Annotated in this window: 18 protein-coding genes and 1 pseudogene; 10 read left to right on the top strand and 9 right to left on the bottom strand. The window is 64.6% G+C overall.

Features of this window, described 5'->3' with window-relative positions:
- Positions 1–170: 170 nt before the first annotated feature.
- On the top strand, positions 171–2,576 hold the full coding sequence (clpA, locus tag ABIB80_RS23940; protein ID WP_007603241.1) for an ATP-dependent Clp protease ATP-binding subunit ClpA: 2,406 nt from the start codon (positions 171–173) through the stop codon (positions 2,574–2,576).
- A gap of 122 nt (positions 2,577–2,698) precedes the next feature.
- Here clpA and ABIB80_RS23945 read toward each other — a convergent pair whose 3' ends face one another.
- The 6 genes and pseudogenes from ABIB80_RS23945 to ABIB80_RS23970 form a co-directional block, all read right to left on the bottom strand.
- The gene (locus tag ABIB80_RS23945; RefSeq protein ID WP_354128541.1) at positions 2,699–3,148 is read right to left on the bottom strand and encodes a PEGA domain-containing protein; all 450 of its coding nucleotides are present in this window, start codon (positions 3,146–3,148) and stop codon (positions 2,699–2,701) included.
- A 129-nt stretch (positions 3,149–3,277) separates the two neighbouring features.
- On the bottom strand, positions 3,278–4,699 hold the full coding sequence (locus ABIB80_RS23950; protein ID WP_354128542.1) for an MFS transporter: 1,422 nt from the start codon (positions 4,697–4,699) through the stop codon (positions 3,278–3,280).
- 147 nt (positions 4,700–4,846) lie between these two features.
- Positions 4,847–5,008, bottom strand: coding sequence for a hypothetical protein (locus ABIB80_RS23955; RefSeq protein ID WP_197031132.1), 162 nt, complete (start codon positions 5,006–5,008; stop codon positions 4,847–4,849).
- A gap of 86 nt (positions 5,009–5,094) precedes the next feature.
- Positions 5,095–6,120: an aldo/keto reductase gene (locus tag ABIB80_RS23960; protein ID WP_219684914.1), complete on the bottom strand. Its 1,026-nt coding sequence runs from the start codon at positions 6,118–6,120 to the stop codon at positions 5,095–5,097.
- A 117-nt stretch (positions 6,121–6,237) separates the two neighbouring features.
- Positions 6,238–6,921: a LysR substrate-binding domain-containing protein gene (locus tag ABIB80_RS23965; RefSeq protein WP_354128569.1), complete on the bottom strand. Its 684-nt coding sequence runs from the start codon at positions 6,919–6,921 to the stop codon at positions 6,238–6,240.
- 93 nt (positions 6,922–7,014) lie between these two features.
- Positions 7,015–7,364, bottom strand: a pseudogene (locus ABIB80_RS23970) (LysR family transcriptional regulator); the annotation flags it as partial.
- On the opposite strand from ABIB80_RS23970, the gene ABIB80_RS23975 reads away from it, so the two are divergent.
- Both ABIB80_RS23975 and ABIB80_RS23980 read left to right on the top strand, forming a co-directional pair.
- Positions 7,363–8,685, top strand: a complete 1,323-nt coding sequence (locus tag ABIB80_RS23975; RefSeq protein ID WP_354128543.1) for an aspartate aminotransferase family protein — start codon at positions 7,363–7,365, stop codon at positions 8,683–8,685. The pseudogene ABIB80_RS23970 and the gene ABIB80_RS23975 sit on opposite strands and share 2 nt — an antisense overlap.
- 19 nt (positions 8,686–8,704) lie before the next feature.
- On the top strand, positions 8,705–9,607 hold the full coding sequence (locus ABIB80_RS23980; protein ID WP_219684917.1) for an amino acid ABC transporter substrate-binding protein: 903 nt from the start codon (positions 8,705–8,707) through the stop codon (positions 9,605–9,607).
- Between the two features lie 24 nt (positions 9,608–9,631).
- On the opposite strand, the gene ABIB80_RS23985 is transcribed toward ABIB80_RS23980, so the two are convergent.
- Positions 9,632–10,588: an AraC-like ligand-binding domain-containing protein gene (locus ABIB80_RS23985; protein WP_354128544.1), complete on the bottom strand. Its 957-nt coding sequence runs from the start codon at positions 10,586–10,588 to the stop codon at positions 9,632–9,634.
- Between the two features lie 196 nt (positions 10,589–10,784).
- Here ABIB80_RS23985 and ABIB80_RS23990 point away from each other — a divergent pair, with 196 nt between their 5' ends.
- Complete coding sequence (locus tag ABIB80_RS23990) at positions 10,785–11,801, top strand: carbon-nitrogen hydrolase family protein (protein WP_007603247.1); 1,017 nt, start codon at positions 10,785–10,787, stop codon at positions 11,799–11,801.
- Between the two features lie 26 nt (positions 11,802–11,827).
- Positions 11,828–12,868, top strand: a complete 1,041-nt coding sequence (locus ABIB80_RS23995) for a phenylacetaldoxime dehydratase family protein (RefSeq protein ID WP_219684920.1) — start codon at positions 11,828–11,830, stop codon at positions 12,866–12,868.
- Between the two features lie 5 nt (positions 12,869–12,873).
- On the opposite strand, the gene ABIB80_RS24000 is transcribed toward ABIB80_RS23995, so the two are convergent.
- Positions 12,874–13,512 (bottom strand): HAD family hydrolase, encoded by a 639-nt coding sequence (locus tag ABIB80_RS24000; protein ID WP_354128545.1) that lies wholly within the window; start codon positions 13,510–13,512, stop codon positions 12,874–12,876.
- A gap of 606 nt (positions 13,513–14,118) precedes the next feature.
- Here ABIB80_RS24000 and ABIB80_RS24005 point away from each other — a divergent pair.
- Positions 14,119–14,328 (top strand): hypothetical protein, encoded by a 210-nt coding sequence (locus ABIB80_RS24005; RefSeq protein ID WP_354128546.1) that lies wholly within the window; start codon positions 14,119–14,121, stop codon positions 14,326–14,328.
- 47 nt (positions 14,329–14,375) lie between these two features.
- Here ABIB80_RS24005 and ABIB80_RS24010 read toward each other — a convergent pair whose 3' ends face one another.
- The gene (locus ABIB80_RS24010; RefSeq protein ID WP_354128547.1) at positions 14,376–15,416 is read right to left on the bottom strand and encodes a TRAP transporter substrate-binding protein; all 1,041 of its coding nucleotides are present in this window, start codon (positions 15,414–15,416) and stop codon (positions 14,376–14,378) included.
- 114 nt (positions 15,417–15,530) lie between these two features.
- Here ABIB80_RS24010 and ABIB80_RS24015 point away from each other — a divergent pair, with 114 nt between their 5' ends.
- The 4 genes from ABIB80_RS24015 to tsaA all read left to right on the top strand — a co-directional run bounded on the left by ABIB80_RS24015 (position 15,531) and on the right by tsaA (position 18,206).
- On the top strand, positions 15,531–16,478 hold the full coding sequence (locus ABIB80_RS24015; RefSeq protein WP_007603254.1) for a lytic transglycosylase domain-containing protein: 948 nt from the start codon (positions 15,531–15,533) through the stop codon (positions 16,476–16,478).
- Positions 16,479–16,595: 117 nt separating this feature from the next.
- Positions 16,596–17,336 carry an AzlC family ABC transporter permease gene (locus ABIB80_RS24020; protein WP_035994751.1) on the top strand — a complete coding sequence of 247 codons (741 nt, stop codon included), beginning with the start codon at positions 16,596–16,598 and terminating at the stop codon, positions 17,334–17,336.
- The gene (locus ABIB80_RS24025) at positions 17,333–17,683 is read left to right on the top strand and encodes an AzlD domain-containing protein (protein WP_007603256.1); all 351 of its coding nucleotides are present in this window, start codon (positions 17,333–17,335) and stop codon (positions 17,681–17,683) included. Before ABIB80_RS24020 ends, ABIB80_RS24025 begins: the two co-directional genes overlap by 4 nt.
- Before the next feature lie 31 nt (positions 17,684–17,714).
- A complete protein-coding gene (gene tsaA / locus ABIB80_RS24030) occupies positions 17,715–18,206 on the top strand; it encodes a tRNA (N6-threonylcarbamoyladenosine(37)-N6)-methyltransferase TrmO (protein ID WP_007603257.1) in 492 nt (163 codons plus the stop codon).
- Positions 18,207–18,219: the final 13 nt, after the last annotated feature.

Here is an 18,219-nt window from a genome sequence, read left to right on the forward strand (position 1 = left end):
TCGTGCCCAAACCGGAACGGGTTTTGCATCGAAAAATACCGCAGCTGTGCAGCCGCCTGAGTCGCGGAACCGGTCTTTCGCCGCGATCTTGTATAACTATATGTGACAAAGGTTGTTGTTGCCTGACCGGGCGATGGCGATCATGATGGTGGGGGCCATAGAGGACGCGAATGCCGACTTTTTCCCAAAGCCTTGAACAATCCCTGCATCGTGCACTGGCGATCGCAAACGAGCGTCATCACCAATACGCGACGCTCGAGCATCTTTTGCTCTCCCTGATCGACGACTCCGATGCAGCCGCCGTCATGCGCGCCTGTAGCGTCGACCTCGACAAGCTCCGTACGAGCCTCGTCAATTATCTTGAGACCGAATTCGAGAACCTGGTGACGGACGGCGCCGACGACGCCAAGCCGACCGCAGGTTTCCAGCGCGTGATCCAGCGCGCGGTAATCCACGTGCAGTCGTCCGGTCGCGAAGAGGTGACCGGCGCCAACGTGCTGATCGCGATCTTTGCCGAGCGCGAGAGTCATGCCGCGTATTTCCTGCAAGAGCAGGACATGACGCGCTACGACGCCGTCAACTACATCAGCCACGGCATCGCGAAGCGACCGGGCGTCTCCGAGGCACGCCCCGTGCGCGGCGTCGACGAAGAGACCGAGACCAAGGGCAGCGACGACGCCAAGAAGAAGGGCGAGGCGCTCGAGACCTATTGCGTCAACCTCAACAAGAAGGCGCGCGACGGCAAGATCGATCCGGTGATCGGACGCAATTCCGAGATCAACCGCGCGATCCAGGTGTTGTGCCGCCGGCAGAAGAACAATCCGCTGTTCGTGGGCGAGGCCGGCGTCGGCAAGACCGCGATCGCGGAGGGCCTGGCCAAGCGCATCGTCGACAGCGAAGTGCCGGAGGTGCTGGCGGCTGCGACCGTGTTCTCGCTCGACATGGGCACGCTGCTCGCCGGTACGCGCTATCGCGGCGACTTCGAGGAACGCCTGAAGCAGGTGCTGAAGGAACTCGAGGCGCATCCCAACGCCATCCTGTTCATCGATGAGATCCACACCGTGATCGGTGCGGGCGCGACGTCGGGCGGGGCGATGGATGCCTCGAACCTGCTCAAGCCCGCGCTCGCTTCCGGCACCATCCGCTGCATGGGCTCGACCACTTACAAGGAATACCGCCAGCACTTCGAGAAGGACCGCGCGCTGGTGCGGCGCTTCCAGAAGATCGACGTCAACGAGCCGACGGTCGAGGACGCGATCGCAATCCTCAAGGGACTCAAGCCGTACTTCGAAGACTACCACCGGCTGAAATACACCAATGAGGCGATCGAGGCTGCGGTGCAGCTCTCTTCGCGCTACATCCACGACCGCAAGCTGCCGGACAAGGCGATCGACGTGATCGACGAATCCGGCGCGGCGCAGATGCTGGTCGCCGAGAACAAGCGCAAGAAGACCATCGGCATCAAGGAGATCGAGACCACGATCGCTTCGATGGCGCGGATCCCGCCGAAGAGCGTGTCGAAGGACGATGCCGAGGTGCTCAAGCATCTCGAGCAGACCCTGAAGCGCACCGTGTTCGGTCAGGACAAGGCGATCGAATCGCTCGCCGCTTCGATCAAGCTGGCGCGAGCCGGCCTGCGCGAGCCGGAGAAGCCGATCGGCTGCTATCTGTTCTCGGGTCCGACCGGCGTCGGCAAGACCGAGGTCGCAAAACAGCTCGCGGCGTCGCTCGGCGTCGAGCTGTTGCGCTTCGACATGTCCGAATACATGGAGCGGCACACCGTGTCGCGCCTGATCGGCGCGCCTCCCGGCTATGTCGGCTTCGATCAGGGCGGCCTGCTCACTGACGGCGTCGACCAGCATCCGCATTGCGTGGTGCTGCTCGACGAGATCGAGAAGGCGCATCCCGATCTCTATAACGTGCTGCTCCAGATCATGGATCACGGCCGGCTCACCGACCACAACGGCAAGCAGGTCAACTTCCGCAACGTGATCCTGATCATGACCACGAATGCGGGCGCGTCCGATCTCGCCAAGCAGGCGTTCGGCTTCACGCGTTCGAAGCGGGAAGGCGACGACCACGAGGCAATCAACCGGCAGTTTGCGCCGGAATTCCGCAACCGTCTCGATGCCGTCGTGTCGTTCGGCCATCTCAGCGTCGAGGTGATCGGTACGGTGGTCGAGAAGTTCGTGCTTCAGCTCGAAGCGCAACTCGGCGATCGCGACGTCACCATCGAGCTGTCCGAGCCCGCCAAGACCTGGCTGGTGAAGCATGGTTACGACGAGCAGATGGGCGCACGTCCCATGGCTCGCGTGATCCAGGAGCACATCAAGAAGCCGCTGGCCGACGAGGTGCTGTTCGGCAAGCTCAAGGGTGGCGGCCATGTCCGCGTCGTTCTGATCAAGGACGAGGCCGACGAGAGCAAGGACAAGATCGGCTTCGAGTTCGTCGAGGGTCCGGTCACGCCGAAGCAGGAGAAGCTCCCGGGTGCCCGCAAGCGCCCGCCGGGCAAGTCCAAGCCCGGTGGCCCCGGCGGCTCGAAGGGGCCGACCAAGAGCCCGCTGGTCAAGGTTTGATCTGCACGCGATGAATTGAAAAGGCCGGCTGAGAAGCCGGCCTTTTGTTTGGCGCTGGATGTTGCCTCGTGGCGGGGCCGGGCAGGAACTAGGCTCAGGTAGCCGATCCCGTCGTGCCGACCTTACTTCCCAGCCTCCGGCGCGCGGGGCGGCCGCGGCTTTTTCGGAGCGCGCGGCGCTGCGTGCGGGACAGAGGGCTGCATGGTTACGATAACCGGATTCGGCTTGTGATCGGTTGCCGCCCCGGTCGCTGCATCGACGCCCATGCCGACGCCGCCGCCGAGCAAGAGATTGCGCGCAAAGCCGGCGGCTCCGCCGGTCTGTATGTCTCGGCTGAGCGGAACGACCTGCGGTTCATAGCCTTCCTTCTGGAAGGCAATCGAGATGTCGGCGCTGCGTTTGACGACCACTGAGCAGGGCGTGGTGCAGGTGGTTGGAACTTCCATTCCGCTGACAATTGCTTCCACGCCTGACGGTGTTGATGAGATGCTGATATTTTCGGTCGTGCCGCGCGTGACAGACGCGCAGCCGCCCAGCATGACGCTGAGCGCCACAATTCCAAATGATCGCATGAAGTGCCCCTTATTCCCCGACGCCATTGAAGCGCAACCACAGCGGGAGGGCAATACGTCATTGGTTCAGATAGTTAAGCTACGCACCGGTTGTGTATAGGAAGGGTGGTAGCGTGCGCGTGGGCTCGGCTAGTCACCGCGCAGGCGCTGGTCGTCCTGCACACGAACATGCTCGGCGCCGCGCGCGCCCGCGGGCGACAGCCGCAACATGCTCAGCGCCGCGCCGCAGAGCGCGAAGCCGACGCCGGTCAGCAACGCGATCCTGGTTCCCTCGATCGGATAGCGGCCGAGGAACAGCGCGACCAGCGCTGCGCCGGTGGTCTGCCCAAGCAGCCGCGCCGTCCCCAGCATGCCGCTGGCGCCGCCGGCACGCTCGCGCGGGGCGGCTGCGATCATGGTGCGGTTGTTGGGGGTCTGGAACAGGCCGAAGCCGGCGCCGGCCAGCGCCATCCGCCAGATCACATCGAGCGGCGTGGGCGCCGCCGGCAGCAAGGCGAGCGCAGCGAGGCCGCAGGCGAACAGCGTGAGGCCGATGCCGCCGAGCAGGCCTGCCGGGTAATGCTCGACCAGGCGACCGGCGAGGGGTGCTGCGAACGCGACCGCGATCGGCCACGGCGTGATCAGGAGACCCATATGCACCGCCGAATAGCCGAAGCGGCTTTGGAGGTAGAAGGGGATCGCGACGAAGGCCAGCATCTGCCCGCAGAACGAGGCGATCGAGGTTGCAATCGACAGCGCGAACACCGGGATGCGCAACAGGTCGATCGGCAGCAGCGGCGAGGCCATGTGGGTCTCGCGGTAGATCAGCAGTGCGCCGGCGACGAGCGCGATGGCGAACTGCACGAGGCAGGTGATCGCCGCTTCGCCATGACCGACGCTATCGACGGCCGCGATGCCGACGCCGAAAGTGATCGCGGACAGCCCCGCGCTCTGCCAGTCGAAGGAATGGCTCGCAGGCCTGGTGTGCGGCAGGCTGCGCAAGCCCAGCACCAGTGTCGCCACGCCGAGCGGGACATTGATGGCGAACAGCCAGGGCCAGCTGCCGAACGCCAGGATGCCGGCCGCGAGCGTCGGGCCGACCGCAGCCGAGAAGGCGACGACGAGGGCGTTGAGCCCGATGCCGCGGCCGAGCTGGCTGCGGGGGTAGGTGAAGCGCACCAGCGCCGCGTTGACGCTCATGATGCCGGCCGCGCCGAACCCCTGCACGATGCGTGCAATCGTGAGGAGCGGCAGCGTGTGCGCCAGCGCGCAGAATGCGGAGGCAAGCGTGAACAGCACCAGCCCGACCAGATAGACGCGGCGATAGCCGACGATCTCGCCGAGCGAAGCCAGCGGCAGCAGCGAGATCGTGATCGCGAGCTGGTAGCCGTTGACGATCCAGATCGAGAACGCCGGGCTTGCATCGAGGTCGGCCGCGATCGTCGGCAGCGCGACGTTGGCGATGGCGCTGTCGACCACTGCCATGATGATGCCGAGCGCAATCGTCAGGACCGCCTGGCCACGCTGCGGCTGCGGCAGGCCGTCGGCGTGCTCCATGGGGGCTGGCGACATGATGGCGGCGGGCTTGATTCGAGCCGTGGTTCGTCTCCGGATTAGGAAATTGCGAGATGCATCGCAACCCGGCAGGATACGGGCGGTTCCTGCGCCGGGCGCGGGTCTCCCGGCACCGCGGGCATGGGTCCGCACAGCCCTCGCGGCTCACCAGCGCGAGGTCGACTTCCCGAAAACATAGAGCGCGACGAGCCCAACCGTCACCGCGGTCGAGACGATCCGGATGGTGCGGTCCCAATCGATCCCGCTCCGCTCGGCGCGGTTGAGATTGAGAGCGGTGAACAGGGCCTTCATGGCAAATCGGCGCATCGGGCGGCCTCGCGGGAGCGCACGATGCCACTGTCGGCGCGGGCCGGATTGATGCAGCTCAAGCCGGACTGCGCCGCGCGCGGTCGCTACACCGGCGGCGGGTTGCGGTCGGTGAAGGCCGTGCGCTGGTGCCAGTAAGGATAGGGCAGCGTCACCTTGCTCGCCGTATCGAGCTTGGCGATCTGGTCCTTGGTCAACGACCAGCCGACCGCGCCGAGATTTTCGCGCAGCTGCGTCTCGTTGCGCGCGCCGATAATCAGCGTCGAGACGGTCGGACGCTGTAGCAGCCAGTTCAGCGCGATCTGCGAGACGCTCTTGCCCGTTTCCTTGGCGACCTCGTCGATCGCATCGACGACGCGGTAGACGTGCTCGTCCGGCACGGGTGGGCCGAACTCGGCCGTTTTGGGCAAGCGGCTTACGTCAGGCTTTGGCTGGCCGCGGCGGATCTTTCCGGTGAGGCGTCCCCACCCGAGCGGCGACCAGACCACCGCGCCGAGGCCCTGGTCGAGGCCGAGCGGCATCAGCTCCCATTCGTAGTCGCGCCCGATCAGTGAATAATAGGTCTGGTTGGCGACGTAGCGCGGGAAGCCATGCTTGTCGGCAACGCCAAGCGATTTCATCAGGTGCCAGCCCGAAAAGTTCGACACGCCGACGTAGCGGATCTTGCCGGCGCGCACGAGCACGTCGAGCGTGCTAAGCACCTCCTCAGGAGGGGTGAAGGCGTCGAAGCCGTGAAGCTGGAACAGGTCGATGTAATCGGTGCCGAGCCGGCTCAGCGAAGCATCGATGGCTGTGAGCAGATGCTGCCGCGACGACCCGATGTCGTTGGGGCCGTCGCCGAAGCGGAACGTCGCCTTGGTCGAGACCAAAACCTTGTCGCGGCGGCCCTTGATGGCTTCGCCGAGAACGCGCTCGGATTCGCCGAGCGAATAGACGTTCGCGGTGTCGAACATCGACACGCCGGCATCGAGACAGATATCCAGAAGGCGCCGCGCTTCGGTCGCGTCAGTCGTGCCCCATGCAGCGAGGCGGCCAACGCCGCCGAAGGTACCGGTCCCAAGACTCAAGGCGGGTACCATCAGGCCCGAGCGGCCCAAGCGTCGGTATTCCATCGATTTGCTCCTCGGCTGGCCGCTGATTGATCCCCGCGGCCTGGTGCCGATGGTAGAGCAAGCACGCGCAGTGTCCTATTGCGTGCTCACATAGCGGCTCTGCTGGGGCCGCACGCGTTACGCCACGATTGTCCCCTTCAAATTCGCAGCCGTGATCTTCGCGCGCAGCCAGGCTTCGAACGCGTCGACATGGCTGCGGCCTTTGGCCTCGGAGGACCGCACCAGATAATAAGACACGGTCTCGACCTCGAATTGGGGCTGATGGAACGGCGCGACTAGGGTGCCCTTTTCCAGCTCGTCGGCGGCGAGAATCTCGCTCTCCAGGACGACGCCGAGACCTTCGACCGCGGCGTCGATGGCCATGGTGGATCGATCGAACCACAATTCGTGGCGTGCCTTGATCGTCGTGCCGACGACCTTTCGCAGATAGTCGGTCCAGGTCAGCGCGTTCGACGAATGAATCAAGGTGGCCCGGGCAAGATCGCCGGGCTCGTGAAGTCCGAGTTGCTCGATCAGAAGCGGGCTACAGAGCGGACGCAGACGCTCAGCCAGGAGCGGCTCGATCTGCCGGTCGTTGAGGACGGGCGGGCGTCCATAGGCGATGGCGAGATCGAAGCGAATGGTATCGAGCTCGCGCAAGTCGGCGATAGTTGACAGCCTGATCCCGATCTCCGGATGCTCGCCGATGAAATTCCCGATCCGCGGCTGAAGCCATTTGGCGGCAAAGCTCGGGCCGCTCGCGATGAACAGATGATTGCGCTGCGACTGCGGCGCGACCAGCCGCGTCGCGCCCTTGATCATTCCAAATGCGCGCTCGATCTCGGCGGCATAGACGCGACCGGCATTGGTGAGCACCGCGCGGCCGGCGTGCCGCGAAAAAACACGAACGCCGAGGAAATCCTCCAACTTCTGGATGTGGTGGCTGATCGCGGGGGCGTAACGCCGAGCTCCTCTGCGGCGCGGCTGAAGCTGCCGTGGCGCGAAGCGGCTTCGAATGCCGACAGCGCCTTGAGCGGCGGCATTCTCGACCGCGGTGTTGACCCCGCTTCATCGGCTGCTGAGTTTTTTGAACTGGCGCCCATCATGTCTGCCCGGTACGAATTTATCTGTTGCTCAGGCAATTCTTGTACCGCAAACGCCCTGAAGCAACAGCTTCGTGCCCCAAAAGACCGACCCGACAACGGCGAGTGCATCGCCACACCGCACGGCTGTGCGGCGTTGCCGCTTGCCCGAGGAGAACCCATGACTTCAGCGCTGAAACAGGCCGCCGACGAATTCCTCGTCCGCTATGGCGGAGACGTGTTTCCGAACCTCTTCACCTCGGCGAAGGGGACGATCGTGACCGACAGCGATGGGCGCGACTATCTCGATTTCACCTCGGGCCAGATGTGCGCCACCATCGGCCACAACCATCCAGCCATCGTCGCGGCGGTGGAGAACGCGGGAAAGAAGGCCTTCCATCTCTTCAGCGGGATGATCCCCGAAGTGGTCGCCGAGCTCGCCCAGGTGCTGGCGAGGGATTGGCTGCCCGGCGATCTCAAACGCTCGATCTTCATCAATACCGGTTCAGAAGCAACCGAAGTCGCGCTCCGGATGGCCAAGATGTACACGGGCGGCTACGAGGTGCTCGTTCTCGGCGGCTCGTGGCACGGCATCACCGGCGGAGCGGCCTCGGTCTCGATGGCGAGCGACCGCAAGGGATATGGCGTGCCGCCGCCCGGCGTGTTCGTTATCCCGGAGCCGAACGCCTACCGGCCCTACATCTCGAAGGGCAGCGATGACGAGTCTGCGCTCGCCAATCTCGAACTCGCCCTGAAAATGTTCGACATGCAGTCGAGCGGGAGGGGTGCTGCGATCATCGCGGAGCCCGTGATCAGCGCCGGCGGCGTGCTGGTGCCGCCGAAGGCGTTCATGGAGGCCCTGCGAAAGGCGGCCGATGAGCGCGGCATGCTGCTGATCTTCGACGAGGCCCAGACTGCTTTCGGGCGTATCGGAAAGAAGACCGGATCCGAATATTTCGGGGTCGTTCCGGACATCATGACTATGTCGAAGACGCTCGGCGGTGGGCTTCCGCTTGCGGCGGTGTCGACCACCGAGGCGATCGAGAGCAAGCTCCACGAGGATCACTTTACCTATTACACCAGCCACGTGTCCGATCCCTTGCTTGCCGAGGTCGGGCTCGCGGTGCTGCGCGTGATCACTGAGGAGAAACTTGTCGCACGCGCCAACGAGATGGGAGCCTACCTGCGAGGCCGGTTCGAAGGGCTCCAGCAGAAATACGAGCAGATCGGCGACATCAGAGGCATGGGCCTTCTGCTTGGCGTCGAGCTGGTCAGCGATTGCAACAGCCGACGCCCAGCCCACCAGCTTGGCGGCCTCACCACGAAGAAGTGCTTCGAGTACGGGCTGAGCATGAACATCCGCCGCCGCCCCGAGCGCGGATCGGTGTGGCGTATCGCGCCGCCGTTGACCGTCTCGACCGAGGAGATCGACCGCGCCGTTGAGATCCTTGATCGGGCTTTGAGAGAAAGTCTCGACGAGCTGTCGCGAAATCCCACTGCTTAGCAACTGGTTGGAGGCTGACATGATCCGCGTACACGCGCCGAAGCTCGCCATTGCCGCCGCATCACTGGCGCTACTCGAGATGGGGGCCGCGCAAGCGGCGAGTCAGACTTTGGAAAAGATCAGGGAGGTCGGCAAGATCAGCTTCGGCTACCGCGAGGCGTCGATTCCGTTCGCCTATCTCGGAGCAGATCAGAAACCGACCGGGCTCTCGCTCGACCTCTGTGCCGCAGTGGCCGACAAGGTCAAGGTCATGTTGCAGCGGCTTGAGCTGGAGGTCGAATACGTTCCGGTGAATGCGTCCAATCGCATCCCGCTGCTCCAGAACAGTACCATCGACGTCGAGTGCGGCAGCACGACCAATACGGCCGAACGGCAAAAGCAGGTGGCGTTCTCCGTTGCGACCTATGTGGCATCGCCGCGCTGGCTGGTGTCGGCCTCGTCGCAGCTGATGGAGCCGAAAGGACTTGACGGGCAGACGGTCGTCATCACGCAGGGCTCGCTGAATTTCGGGGTCGCCAAGAAGCTCCTCGATGACCAGAAGCTGAATGTGACGATCGTGCAGGCCAAGGACCACGCCGAGTCGCTCCTCATGCTGGGAACGGGTCGCGCCACGGCGTGGTTCGAGGACGATATCCTGGTTGCCGGTCTCGTCGCGAACGCCTCGGATCCCAGGGCTTTCCGGATGTTGGCGGCCACCTATGCGCCTTCTTACTATGGGCTAGTGACCCGCAGGGAAGATCCCGAGTTCAAGGCCGTCGTCGATGCCGCGATCAAGGAGAAGATGGCGTCCGGTGAATTCGGGAGGCTCTACGCGAAGTGGTTCGAGTCGCCGATTCCGCCGAAAGGGGAGAACCTCCAGCTTCCCATGAGCGAAGCGATGAAGGCCCGCGTCGCATCTCCCAGCGATGCGCTTGTGCCGTAGGCGACGCTCTCGGTAGACCTTACGTCAATGCCGCGACTGGCTCTGCCGGTAGTCGCGCGGTGACATCCCGAAATGCTCGCGGAAGACGCGGCCGAAATGCGAGAGGTCGTTGAAGCCCCAGGCGAAGGCGATCTCGCTGATGTGGCGGTGAGCGAGCACGGGGGAGACGAGATCGCGTCTGCATTGAGCGAGGCGCTCACCGAGGACGTAGCGCTGGAACGAGGTTTCCTCGTCGGCGAGGAGATCGTTGACATAGCGGGACGAAATGCCGAGCGCCGCTGCGGTCTCGGACAGCGAGAGGTCGGGATCGGCAAGATGAGCCCGGATATGCGCCTTCAATCGGTAGAGCAGGGCGGAGCGATGGGTCGAGGACGGCAGCGGCGTCTTGCCTAGCCGCTCGCCCAGCGCCATCGCCAGGACATCGACGGCCTGTTCCGACAGCGCGGCGGCGTGGTGCGGATCGATCTGATCCGCGCTCTGGCAAAGCCGGTAGATGAAATCGTAGGCGATCCTCTGCAGTGCCGAGTCTGGTCCGAAAGCGCTGGCGGTTAGGGTTTCGGTCGCGCCGAGCCGGCGCTGCAGCATCTCGCGCGGCACCTTGAAGATGGTCTGCGTGAAGATGCCGTCGAATTTCAGCTCGTAGGGCCGGGTGGTGTCATAGAGCGCAAACTCTCCCGGGTGCACCACGGCCTCGCGGCCGTCCTGCACCACGCCGCCGGTGCCGCGATTGCCGAGCGCGATCAGGATGAAATCCTGATCCGAGCGCGCGATGCGCGAGGGCGTGCGCAACACGTGCTGACGGTCGGAACAGACCTCGGAGCATTCCGCCTTGCCCAGTGGCGCCCGGGTGACCGAGCCGCGAAAGGCGCTGCCAAGATCGGACTTGCAGTCGAGCCCGACAAAGACGTCGCAGACAATATCCTGCCAGAGCGCAAGGCGGCGGTGGCCTGGGCTGTCGTCTGTGGTGAACTGGATCGGCATCTGCAAAGCCTCCCTTTCACATCCCGCAATATCGCGTGTCGGCGCAGGTCCCGCCTGAAAGGCAAATCCCGTACCGGGTCGGCGAATCCCGTCCGGTCGAGTTTTTGTTCCGCCGCGGTCGAGCGCCCGCCGTCCCGGCTTGGTCAAATAGACTGCATCGGACCTGGCTTCCGATCAACCGGCAAGGGAGGTGGGAATGGGCATCGAACATCCGAAATACAAGGTCGCGGTGGTGCAGGCGGCGCCTGCCTGGCTCGATCTCGACGCCTCGATCGACAAGTCGATCGCCCTGATCAGGGACGCCGCCGAGAAGGGCGCAAAGCTGATCGCCTTTCCGGAAGCCTTCATCCCCGGCTACCCCTGGCACATCTGGATGGATTCCCCGGCCTGGGCGATCGGCCGCGGCTTCGTGCAGCGCTATTTCGACAATTCGTTGTCTTATGACAGTCCGCAGGCCGAGCGGCTGCGCGACGCCGTGCACAAGGCCAAGCTCACTGCCGTGCTCGGCCTGTCCGAGCGCGACGGCGGCAGTCTTTATCTGGCGCAATGGCTGATCGGGCCGGATGGCGAGACCATCGCAAAGCGCCGCAAGCTGCGGCCGACCCATGCCGAGCGCACGGTCTATGGCGAGGGCGACGGCAGCGATCTCGCCGTGCATGCGCGGCCCGACATCGGCCGCATCGGCGCACTGTGCTGCTGGGAGCATCTCCAGCCGCTGTCGAAATACGCGATGTATGCCCAGAACGAGCAGGTCCATGTGGCGGCCTGGCCGAGCTTTTCGCTCTACGATCCGTTCGCGCCGGCGCTCGGCGCCGAGGTGAATAACGCCGCCTCGCGCGTCTATGCCGTGGAGGGCTCCTGCTTCGTGCTTGCCCCTTGCGCAACGGTCTCGCAAGCGATGATCGACGAGCTGTGTGATCGACCGGACAAGCATGCGCTGTTGCATGCCGGCGGTGGCTTCGCTGCGATCTATGGTCCCGACGGCAGCCAGATCGGCGATAAGCTCGCGCCGGACCAGGAGGGCCTCTTGATCGCCGAGATCGATCTTGGCGCCATCGGTGTCGCCAAGAACGCCGCTGATCCAGCCGGGCATTATTCGCGCCCCGACGTGACGCGGCTCCTGCTCAACAAGAAGCGCTACCAGCGCGTCGAGCAGTTTGCGCTGCCGGTCGACACCGTCGAGCCCACGGACATCGCCGCGGCGGCGAGCTGATCGCCGGAATCGAGGGAGGCACGCTCATGGAATCCGCAATTCCTCTGCATCTCGAGACCCCGCGCACGCGCCACAAGCGCGTGCCGGACGATTACCAGCCGCCATACCCGTCCTTCGTGGCGCGCTATAAGCCTGCGGTGAACCGGGTCGTGATGGCCTATTTCGGCCTTCAATATCGCGGCACGGCGCCGGCGGCTGCGACCGACGCGCTCGCCGACATCGCGGAACGGTTTGCCGCGGAAGGCAGGCCCTCGCATTGGGACCGCGCGCAATACGTTGATCAGGCCGGTTACGAGAACGTCGTCTCGGTGGCCTATTGGGACGACATTGCGCGGTTCGACAAATGGTTTGCACCGGCGCGCGAGGCCTGGACCGGAACGCAGCGCGAGGGCATCGGCACTTTCATCGAGGTGCTGCGCCCCACGGTGGCGCGGCACGAGACGCTGTTTTCCTCGCTCGGCCGGCCGGAGGGCGTCGCCGCTATCGCCGGCGGCATGAGCGGCGAGGTGCAGGAGCACGCCTATTGGGGCGGCATGCGTGATCGCATCCCGCTGTCGCAGACTGATCCAATGTCGCCGGGCGGCAATCCCGAATTGATCCGCGACGGCGCGCGGCTGCGCGTGCAGGCGCACGACAATCTCTGCCTGATCCGATCAGGCCAGGATTGGAGCGATACCGAGACCTCGGAGCGAAAGCTCTATCTCGACGACGTCGAACCGGTGTTGCGCGAGGGCATGGATTTCCTGCGCGATGAGGGCCTCGGCATCGGCTGCTACGCCAACCGTTACATGGGCGTGCTGGCAGCCGACGGGAGCGCGAGTGAAAAGTCCTATGGTCAAAGCTGGTGGAAGAGCCTGGCGGCGCTGGAGCGGTGGGCGGAATCGCATCCGACCCACGTCAGGATATTCGGCGCCGCGATGAAGTACCTGTCGACGCTCGGCCCTTCAGCAAAACTGCGGCTCTATCACGAGGTCACTGTGGCGGCTGCAGACGAGCAGTTCTTCGAGTATCTGAACTGTCACACCAGGACCGGCATGCTGGCGGCGGTAGAGACCGTCAGCGCTTGATGGACCTAGACCACGCAGTGACCGAGCAGCTCCGAATGCGCGGCGCAGATGTGATGCGCGCCGGCGTCCCGCAGCTCGGCCTCGCTGCCGTAGCCATAGAGCACGCCGATCGCGGTCATGCCGTTGGTGCGGGCGCCGACCACGTCATGGCTGCGGTCGCCGATCATGATCGCGCTGGCGGGATCGACCCTGGTTTCGTCGAGCGCGTAGCGCAGCAGGTCGCGCTTGTCGACGCGCGTGCCGTCGAGCTCGGAACCGAACACGCGCTCGAAATACGGTTTCAGGCCAAAATGCTCGACGATACGGGTGGCGTAGACCGCGGGCTTGCTGGTCGCCACGAACATGCGCGGTGTTGTCGCGGCAAGCGTTGTCAGCGTGTCCACGATGCCGGCATAGGCTTCGTTCTCGAACAGGCCGACATCGCTGAAGCGCTCGCGATAGAGCAGCAGCGCCCGGTCGGCGAGTTCCGCGCTGCCCGTGAGCTTTTGCAGGCTGGCATGCAGCGGCGGGCCGATGCACCAGGTCAGCTCGTCCTCGCTCGGCACCGCGACGTTGAGCCGCTCCAGGGCATACTGGATCGAGCGCGTGATCCCGGGCTTCGGGTCGGTCAGCGTGCCGTCGAGATCGAAATAGATTGTAACCATGTCGCCACGCCTGTGTTGATACCGCCGCCTATTGCTTGACCTAAACGAGGCCACGGACCAAGGCAAACGCGCAACCATTGTCAGGCCGAAAATCGCCTTCTTGATACCGCGTATCCCTTAAAGCTCGCTATTCGCGGGAGGGAAGCGTAGAGTCGCGCCATCACCGCCTTCCATTGGCATCGACCGGTGACTGAGGGTCACCAGCGCTCCCGCCGACTAAGCAGGAGCGTGTATGACTCGATTTCGTCTGGTCGACTGGATCCGCCGGAGAGCGCTTCTCGTCGCATTGATGCTTGCCATATTGATACTTGGCACACTTTCGCAAGGCGCTGTCGCGGCAGGGCCGGACTGCCGGGCGATCGAAAGCACGAGCGGACGTCTCGCCTGCTACGATGCTGCGTTTCCTCCAAAGGAAAGAAAGCCCGCTGCTGCGGAGAACGATGGGTCCCGTGGTGCTTACAAGGACCCGTTCGTGGCGGAAGAGGCCAGAACCGCAGCGAAGCTGAAGAACATCTGCCGCGGCTGTTGAGGGTTGCTCGTTCGCCGCGTCTTGTTAATGGCGAATCCGGACGAGAGATCGGGACGATTTTTTTCAGGAGAGGCCGGATGAGCGAGCGACTTGAAACTCTGAAGAAGGCCCGTGATCGCATGATCGAGGACAGGGATGCGCATGCGAAAGTGCTGGCCGCTCCGTTTGTGCGCGACACGGCCGAGCGAGCGCGCAACAAGTTCATCGAGATCCAGGCGCTGATCGATGCCCTCGACCGCGCCATCCGGGGCGAAATCCCCGGGTCCGGTCAAGAACTAGGGCGGTAGGCAGCGACACCGGCAGGACGTTGATTGCAGATTCCGCTACCACTCCCTCATTGCTGTCTCGCCCATTCGACGATTGCGGTCGCCTCCGCGCCTGCCCGGGTTCCCCAGGCGGCGATCGCGTCCTTTGCTGCCTTCCGCAGCTCCGTGACAAGGAACGCGGGCGCCGGCTCGGCGATATGGACGCCATTGTCGCGCATGCGCGCATAGTTCTCGATGGTGCGGTGGGTCAGTAGCGCGAGCTGGCTCTGTTCTGTCTCGGCCGCCGCGGCCAGCACCTCGCGCTGCATCGGTTCGGACAGTTCGGCAAAGGCGTCGCTGCGGACGAAGGCGATCGAGATCGGCATCGCGTAGTTGATGGCCGTGAAATGCGGCAGAAAGTCCCACAATTTGCGCCCCGCACCGCCGTCGCCGGAGGTGAGGAAGGCATTCAGCCGGTGTTCCCTCAGTCCGGCGAGCGCCGCGTCCATCGGCAGGAATTGCGCGTTCGCGCCGGCCGCGCGCATGACCTCGGTGGAATTGGCATCATAGGTTCGCAAGTTCAGTTTCGGCAGGTCGTCGGCACCTTCGAGCCACCGTTCCGACCACAGGCCCGTGGCCGGCCAGATCGTCACATAGAGCAGCTTGAGGCCGCGCGCAGCGAGTGCTTTTTCGTAGAGCGGGCGCGCCCGCAGATTGGTGACGCGGGCGATGTCGACCGATTGCACGAGAAAGGGCAGGGTGGACAATCCGAACACAGGGTCGAGGCCCGAGAGCGCGCCCGCGAAGGCATCGCCGCCCGCGATCCGGCCGTCCAGCGCCGCGCGCGGCATCTCGCCCGAGTTGATCTTGAGTTGGTTATCGAAGGCGTTCGTCACGGTCACGAAACCGTGGGTACGGTCGGAGACGCGGCTTGCGAAGGTCGCGAGTCCAATCCCGGAGATGTTATTCTCAGGGTATTCCGTGGTCATCCGCCAATTGACTTGAGAGGTGACTTGGGACGTCACCTGCGCGGCGGCTGGCGCGACGCCCAGGATGAATGCGGCGAGGACAAGGATCGCGCGGATCCGTTTGGCGGGGTAACGCATTGGGAGAAGCAGGTCAGGCAGCATATATTGGCAACTCGTCGAACCATGGCACGATGCCACAACATGGCAGATCACACTGTCGCATGCCGCGCCGAGGCGCGCCACCGTCATGTCTGCACGCGATGGGTGCAGATTGCGATGTGCATCATCCCCGCGCTGCTTGTCTCGGCGACACAGGTTGTTGCGTGGGACAGTTCGCCCGCCAAAACCGACGTCGCCGTCCCCAGCGTCGAAGAACTCGCTGTGCAGCCGGCGAAGCCCGCGGATGCGCGCGAGAGCGATACGCGGGAATCGATCTGCCTGATCGTCGAGGCCGCGGCGCGCGATGCCAATCTGCCGCTGGAGTTCTTCGCCCGCGTGATCTGGCAGGAGAGCCGCTTCCAGGCCGATGCGGTGGGGCCCATGACGCGCAGCGGCGAACACGCGCAGGGGATCGCGCAATTCATGCCGGGCACCGCGAGCGAGCGCGGGCTGCTCAATCCCTTCAATCCGGTGCAGGCGCTGCCGAAGTCGGCGGAATTCCTGAACGAGCTGCGCAACCAGTTCGGCAATCTCGGCCTGGCGGCGGCCGCCTACAATGCCGGGCCGCGCCGGGTGCAGGAATGGCTCGCCGGCACCGGCAGCATGCCGGAGCAGACCCGCAATTACGTTCTTGCCATCACTGGCACCAGCATCGATGCCTGGGCCAAGGCAGGCGCAACGGGCAAGGGTCCGCCGAGCGCGCCACCGACGAGCTGCCGCGATCTGATGGCGCTTTTGAAGCGCGCGCCAAATGCTTTCGTCGCCGAGCTCGAACAGCATGTGGAGCTGGCGGCCGCAAAAATCTGGGGCGTGCAGCTCGCCGCGGGCTTTGACCGCAACCGGGCACTGGCTATGTATTCCCGCGCGGTCACGCGGCTGGGCGCCGTGATCGGCGAACGTGATCCGAGCCTGCTGAGCTCAGTGATGCGCAGCCGAGGCACGCGCGCCTTCTACCAGGTGCGCATCGGCGCCGATACGCGGAGCGAGGCGGATGAACTCTGCGGTCGCATCCGCAAGGCGGGCGGGGCATGCTTCGTGCTGAAGAACCGCGGTGTGAGCGGGTAGGGGACGCGCCCCGAATGGCAACCACGCGTGCATGCCAGCCCCGCCGCGCGCTTTCTTGACGCCCGCCGCCGTATTGCCCGTTATGCAGGCACGATTCCTCACCCGGCCAAGACTCCCGTGGCGCTTCCTCCGCTCGATTCACCTCAATGGCAAAGTCCCTGGCGCGCCTTTGCGTGGGGACTGCGCTCGATCACGCAGACGATCCTCACCCTCGTCCTGTTCGCGACCTATCTCGGCATTGGCGCGCTCGCCCACGACACCCATTTCAGCCTGCTCTGGGCGCTCTGCTCGACGCTGTTCGTCTGGGCAGGTCCGGCGCAGATCATCCTGATCACCACGCTCGGCTCCGGCGCGACGGTCATCCAGTCGGCGATCGCGGTCACCGTCAGCGCCATTCGCCTGTTTCCGATGGTGGTCTCGGTGCTGCCGCTGATGCGCACGCCGACGACGAAACGGCGCGAGCTGTTTTTCGCGGCGCATCTCACTGCAGTGACACTGTGGGTCGAATGCCATCGCTTCCTGCCGCAGGTGCCGCGTGAACGCCGGATCGCCTTCGTCAACGGACTTGGCTTCGGTCTTGTCTCGGTGTGTCTCACCGCCAACACGGTCGGCTATTTCCTTGCTGCGAATCTGACCCAGACGCTTGGGGCGGCGATCCTTTTGCTGACGCCGCTGTCCTTCCTGTTCTCGACCGCACGCAACAGCCGCGAGGTCGCCGATGTCGTCGCACTTGCGCTAGGGGTTCTGCTGTATCCGCTGGCCGCGAAAATGAACTCCGGACTCGACATCCTCGTCAGCGGCCTCGTGGCCGGCACCATCGCCTATGGCGTGCATTGGTGGCGGGAGGTGCGTGCATGAGTTTTGCGCAGCTCATTGGCGACTGGCACGCGCTGGCGGTGCTGTTCGTCGCCGGCGTTGTTCCCAACCAGATATGGCGCATGCTGGGCCTGTGGTTCGGCGGCGGCATCGACGAAGGCTCCGAGCTTCTGGTCTGGGTACGGGCGGTCGCCACCGCGATCCTGGCCGGCGTCATCGCCCAGATCGTGGTCGAGCCGCCTGGGGCGCTTGCGAGCGTGCCCGATGCCTTACGCTACGGTGCGGTCGGCGCCGGCCTCGTCGTCTTCCTGCTGACCCGCCGCTCGATCTTCGCGGGCGTGGTCGCGGGCGAAGTCTTCATGCTGGCCGGCAAGTGGTGGTTGGGCTAAAACTGCCGGCGAACAGCAGGGATTTGGAAATATGGTTCGCGAAAACGAGCTCCGCGAGGGTGAAGTCTCCATCGAGCTGCCGCCGACGCAGGATGCCGGCCTCGTCTTTATCGGCCGCATCCGCACGCCCTGGAGCTCGCGGCTGGAGACCCCGCGGCAGGGCCGGCATGACGGCCCGATATGCCGGCTCGAGGTCTTCGAGCCATTCGTGCCGGCGATCAAAGGTGTCGATTTCTACAGCAATCTCGAAGTGCTCTACTGGCTCGACAAGTCGCGCCGCGACATCGTCCTGCAAAGCCCGAAGAACAACGAAAAGACCCGCGGCACGTTTTCGCTGCGCTCGCCGGTGCGCCCCAATCCGATCGGGACGTCGATCGTGAAGCTGGTCGGCATCGAGGGCAACGCGATTCTGGTGCGCGGGCTCGATTGCCTCGACAACACGCCGCTGATCGACATCAAACCGGATCGCTGCGAGTTCACGCCACTGGCCGCGCCGCAGCCGGGGGATTTCCAGACGGAGTAAGAGGCGGTCATCG

Origin of the sequence: Bradyrhizobium sp. i1.15.2 (genome assembly GCF_040548425.1) — a bacterium.
GTDB classification, from domain to species: domain Bacteria; phylum Pseudomonadota; class Alphaproteobacteria; order Rhizobiales; family Xanthobacteraceae; genus Bradyrhizobium; species Bradyrhizobium canariense.

What these genes read in the sequence shown, in the direction of transcription:
- clpA (WP_007603241.1), top strand. Translation starts at nt 171, where the DNA reads ATGCCGACTTTTTCCCAAAGCCTTGAACAATCCCTGCATCGTGCACTG.
- ABIB80_RS23945 (WP_354128541.1), bottom strand. Translation starts at nt 3,148, where the DNA reads ATGCGATCATTTGGAATTGTGGCGCTCAGCGTCATGCTGGGCGGCTGC.
- ABIB80_RS23950 (WP_354128542.1), bottom strand. Translation starts at nt 4,699, where the DNA reads ATGTCGCCAGCCCCCATGGAGCACGCCGACGGCCTGCCGCAGCCGCAG.
- ABIB80_RS23955 (WP_197031132.1), bottom strand. Translation starts at nt 5,008, where the DNA reads ATGCGCCGATTTGCCATGAAGGCCCTGTTCACCGCTCTCAATCTCAAC.
- ABIB80_RS23960 (WP_219684914.1), bottom strand. Translation starts at nt 6,120, where the DNA reads ATGGAATACCGACGCTTGGGCCGCTCGGGCCTGATGGTACCCGCCTTG.
- ABIB80_RS23965 (WP_354128569.1), bottom strand. Translation starts at nt 6,921, where the DNA reads ATGATCAAGGGCGCGACGCGGCTGGTCGCGCCGCAGTCGCAGCGCAAT.
- ABIB80_RS23975 (WP_354128543.1), top strand. Translation starts at nt 7,363, where the DNA reads ATGACTTCAGCGCTGAAACAGGCCGCCGACGAATTCCTCGTCCGCTAT.
- ABIB80_RS23980 (WP_219684917.1), top strand. Translation starts at nt 8,705, where the DNA reads ATGATCCGCGTACACGCGCCGAAGCTCGCCATTGCCGCCGCATCACTG.
- ABIB80_RS23985 (WP_354128544.1), bottom strand. Translation starts at nt 10,588, where the DNA reads ATGCCGATCCAGTTCACCACAGACGACAGCCCAGGCCACCGCCGCCTT.
- ABIB80_RS23990 (WP_007603247.1), top strand. Translation starts at nt 10,785, where the DNA reads ATGGGCATCGAACATCCGAAATACAAGGTCGCGGTGGTGCAGGCGGCG.
- ABIB80_RS23995 (WP_219684920.1), top strand. Translation starts at nt 11,828, where the DNA reads ATGGAATCCGCAATTCCTCTGCATCTCGAGACCCCGCGCACGCGCCAC.
- ABIB80_RS24000 (WP_354128545.1), bottom strand. Translation starts at nt 13,512, where the DNA reads ATGGTTACAATCTATTTCGATCTCGACGGCACGCTGACCGACCCGAAG.
- ABIB80_RS24005 (WP_354128546.1), top strand. Translation starts at nt 14,119, where the DNA reads ATGAGCGAGCGACTTGAAACTCTGAAGAAGGCCCGTGATCGCATGATC.
- ABIB80_RS24010 (WP_354128547.1), bottom strand. Translation starts at nt 15,416, where the DNA reads ATGCTGCCTGACCTGCTTCTCCCAATGCGTTACCCCGCCAAACGGATC.
- ABIB80_RS24015 (WP_007603254.1), top strand. Translation starts at nt 15,531, where the DNA reads ATGTGCATCATCCCCGCGCTGCTTGTCTCGGCGACACAGGTTGTTGCG.
- ABIB80_RS24025 (WP_007603256.1), top strand. Translation starts at nt 17,333, where the DNA reads ATGAGTTTTGCGCAGCTCATTGGCGACTGGCACGCGCTGGCGGTGCTG.
- tsaA (WP_007603257.1), top strand. Translation starts at nt 17,715, where the DNA reads ATGGTTCGCGAAAACGAGCTCCGCGAGGGTGAAGTCTCCATCGAGCTG.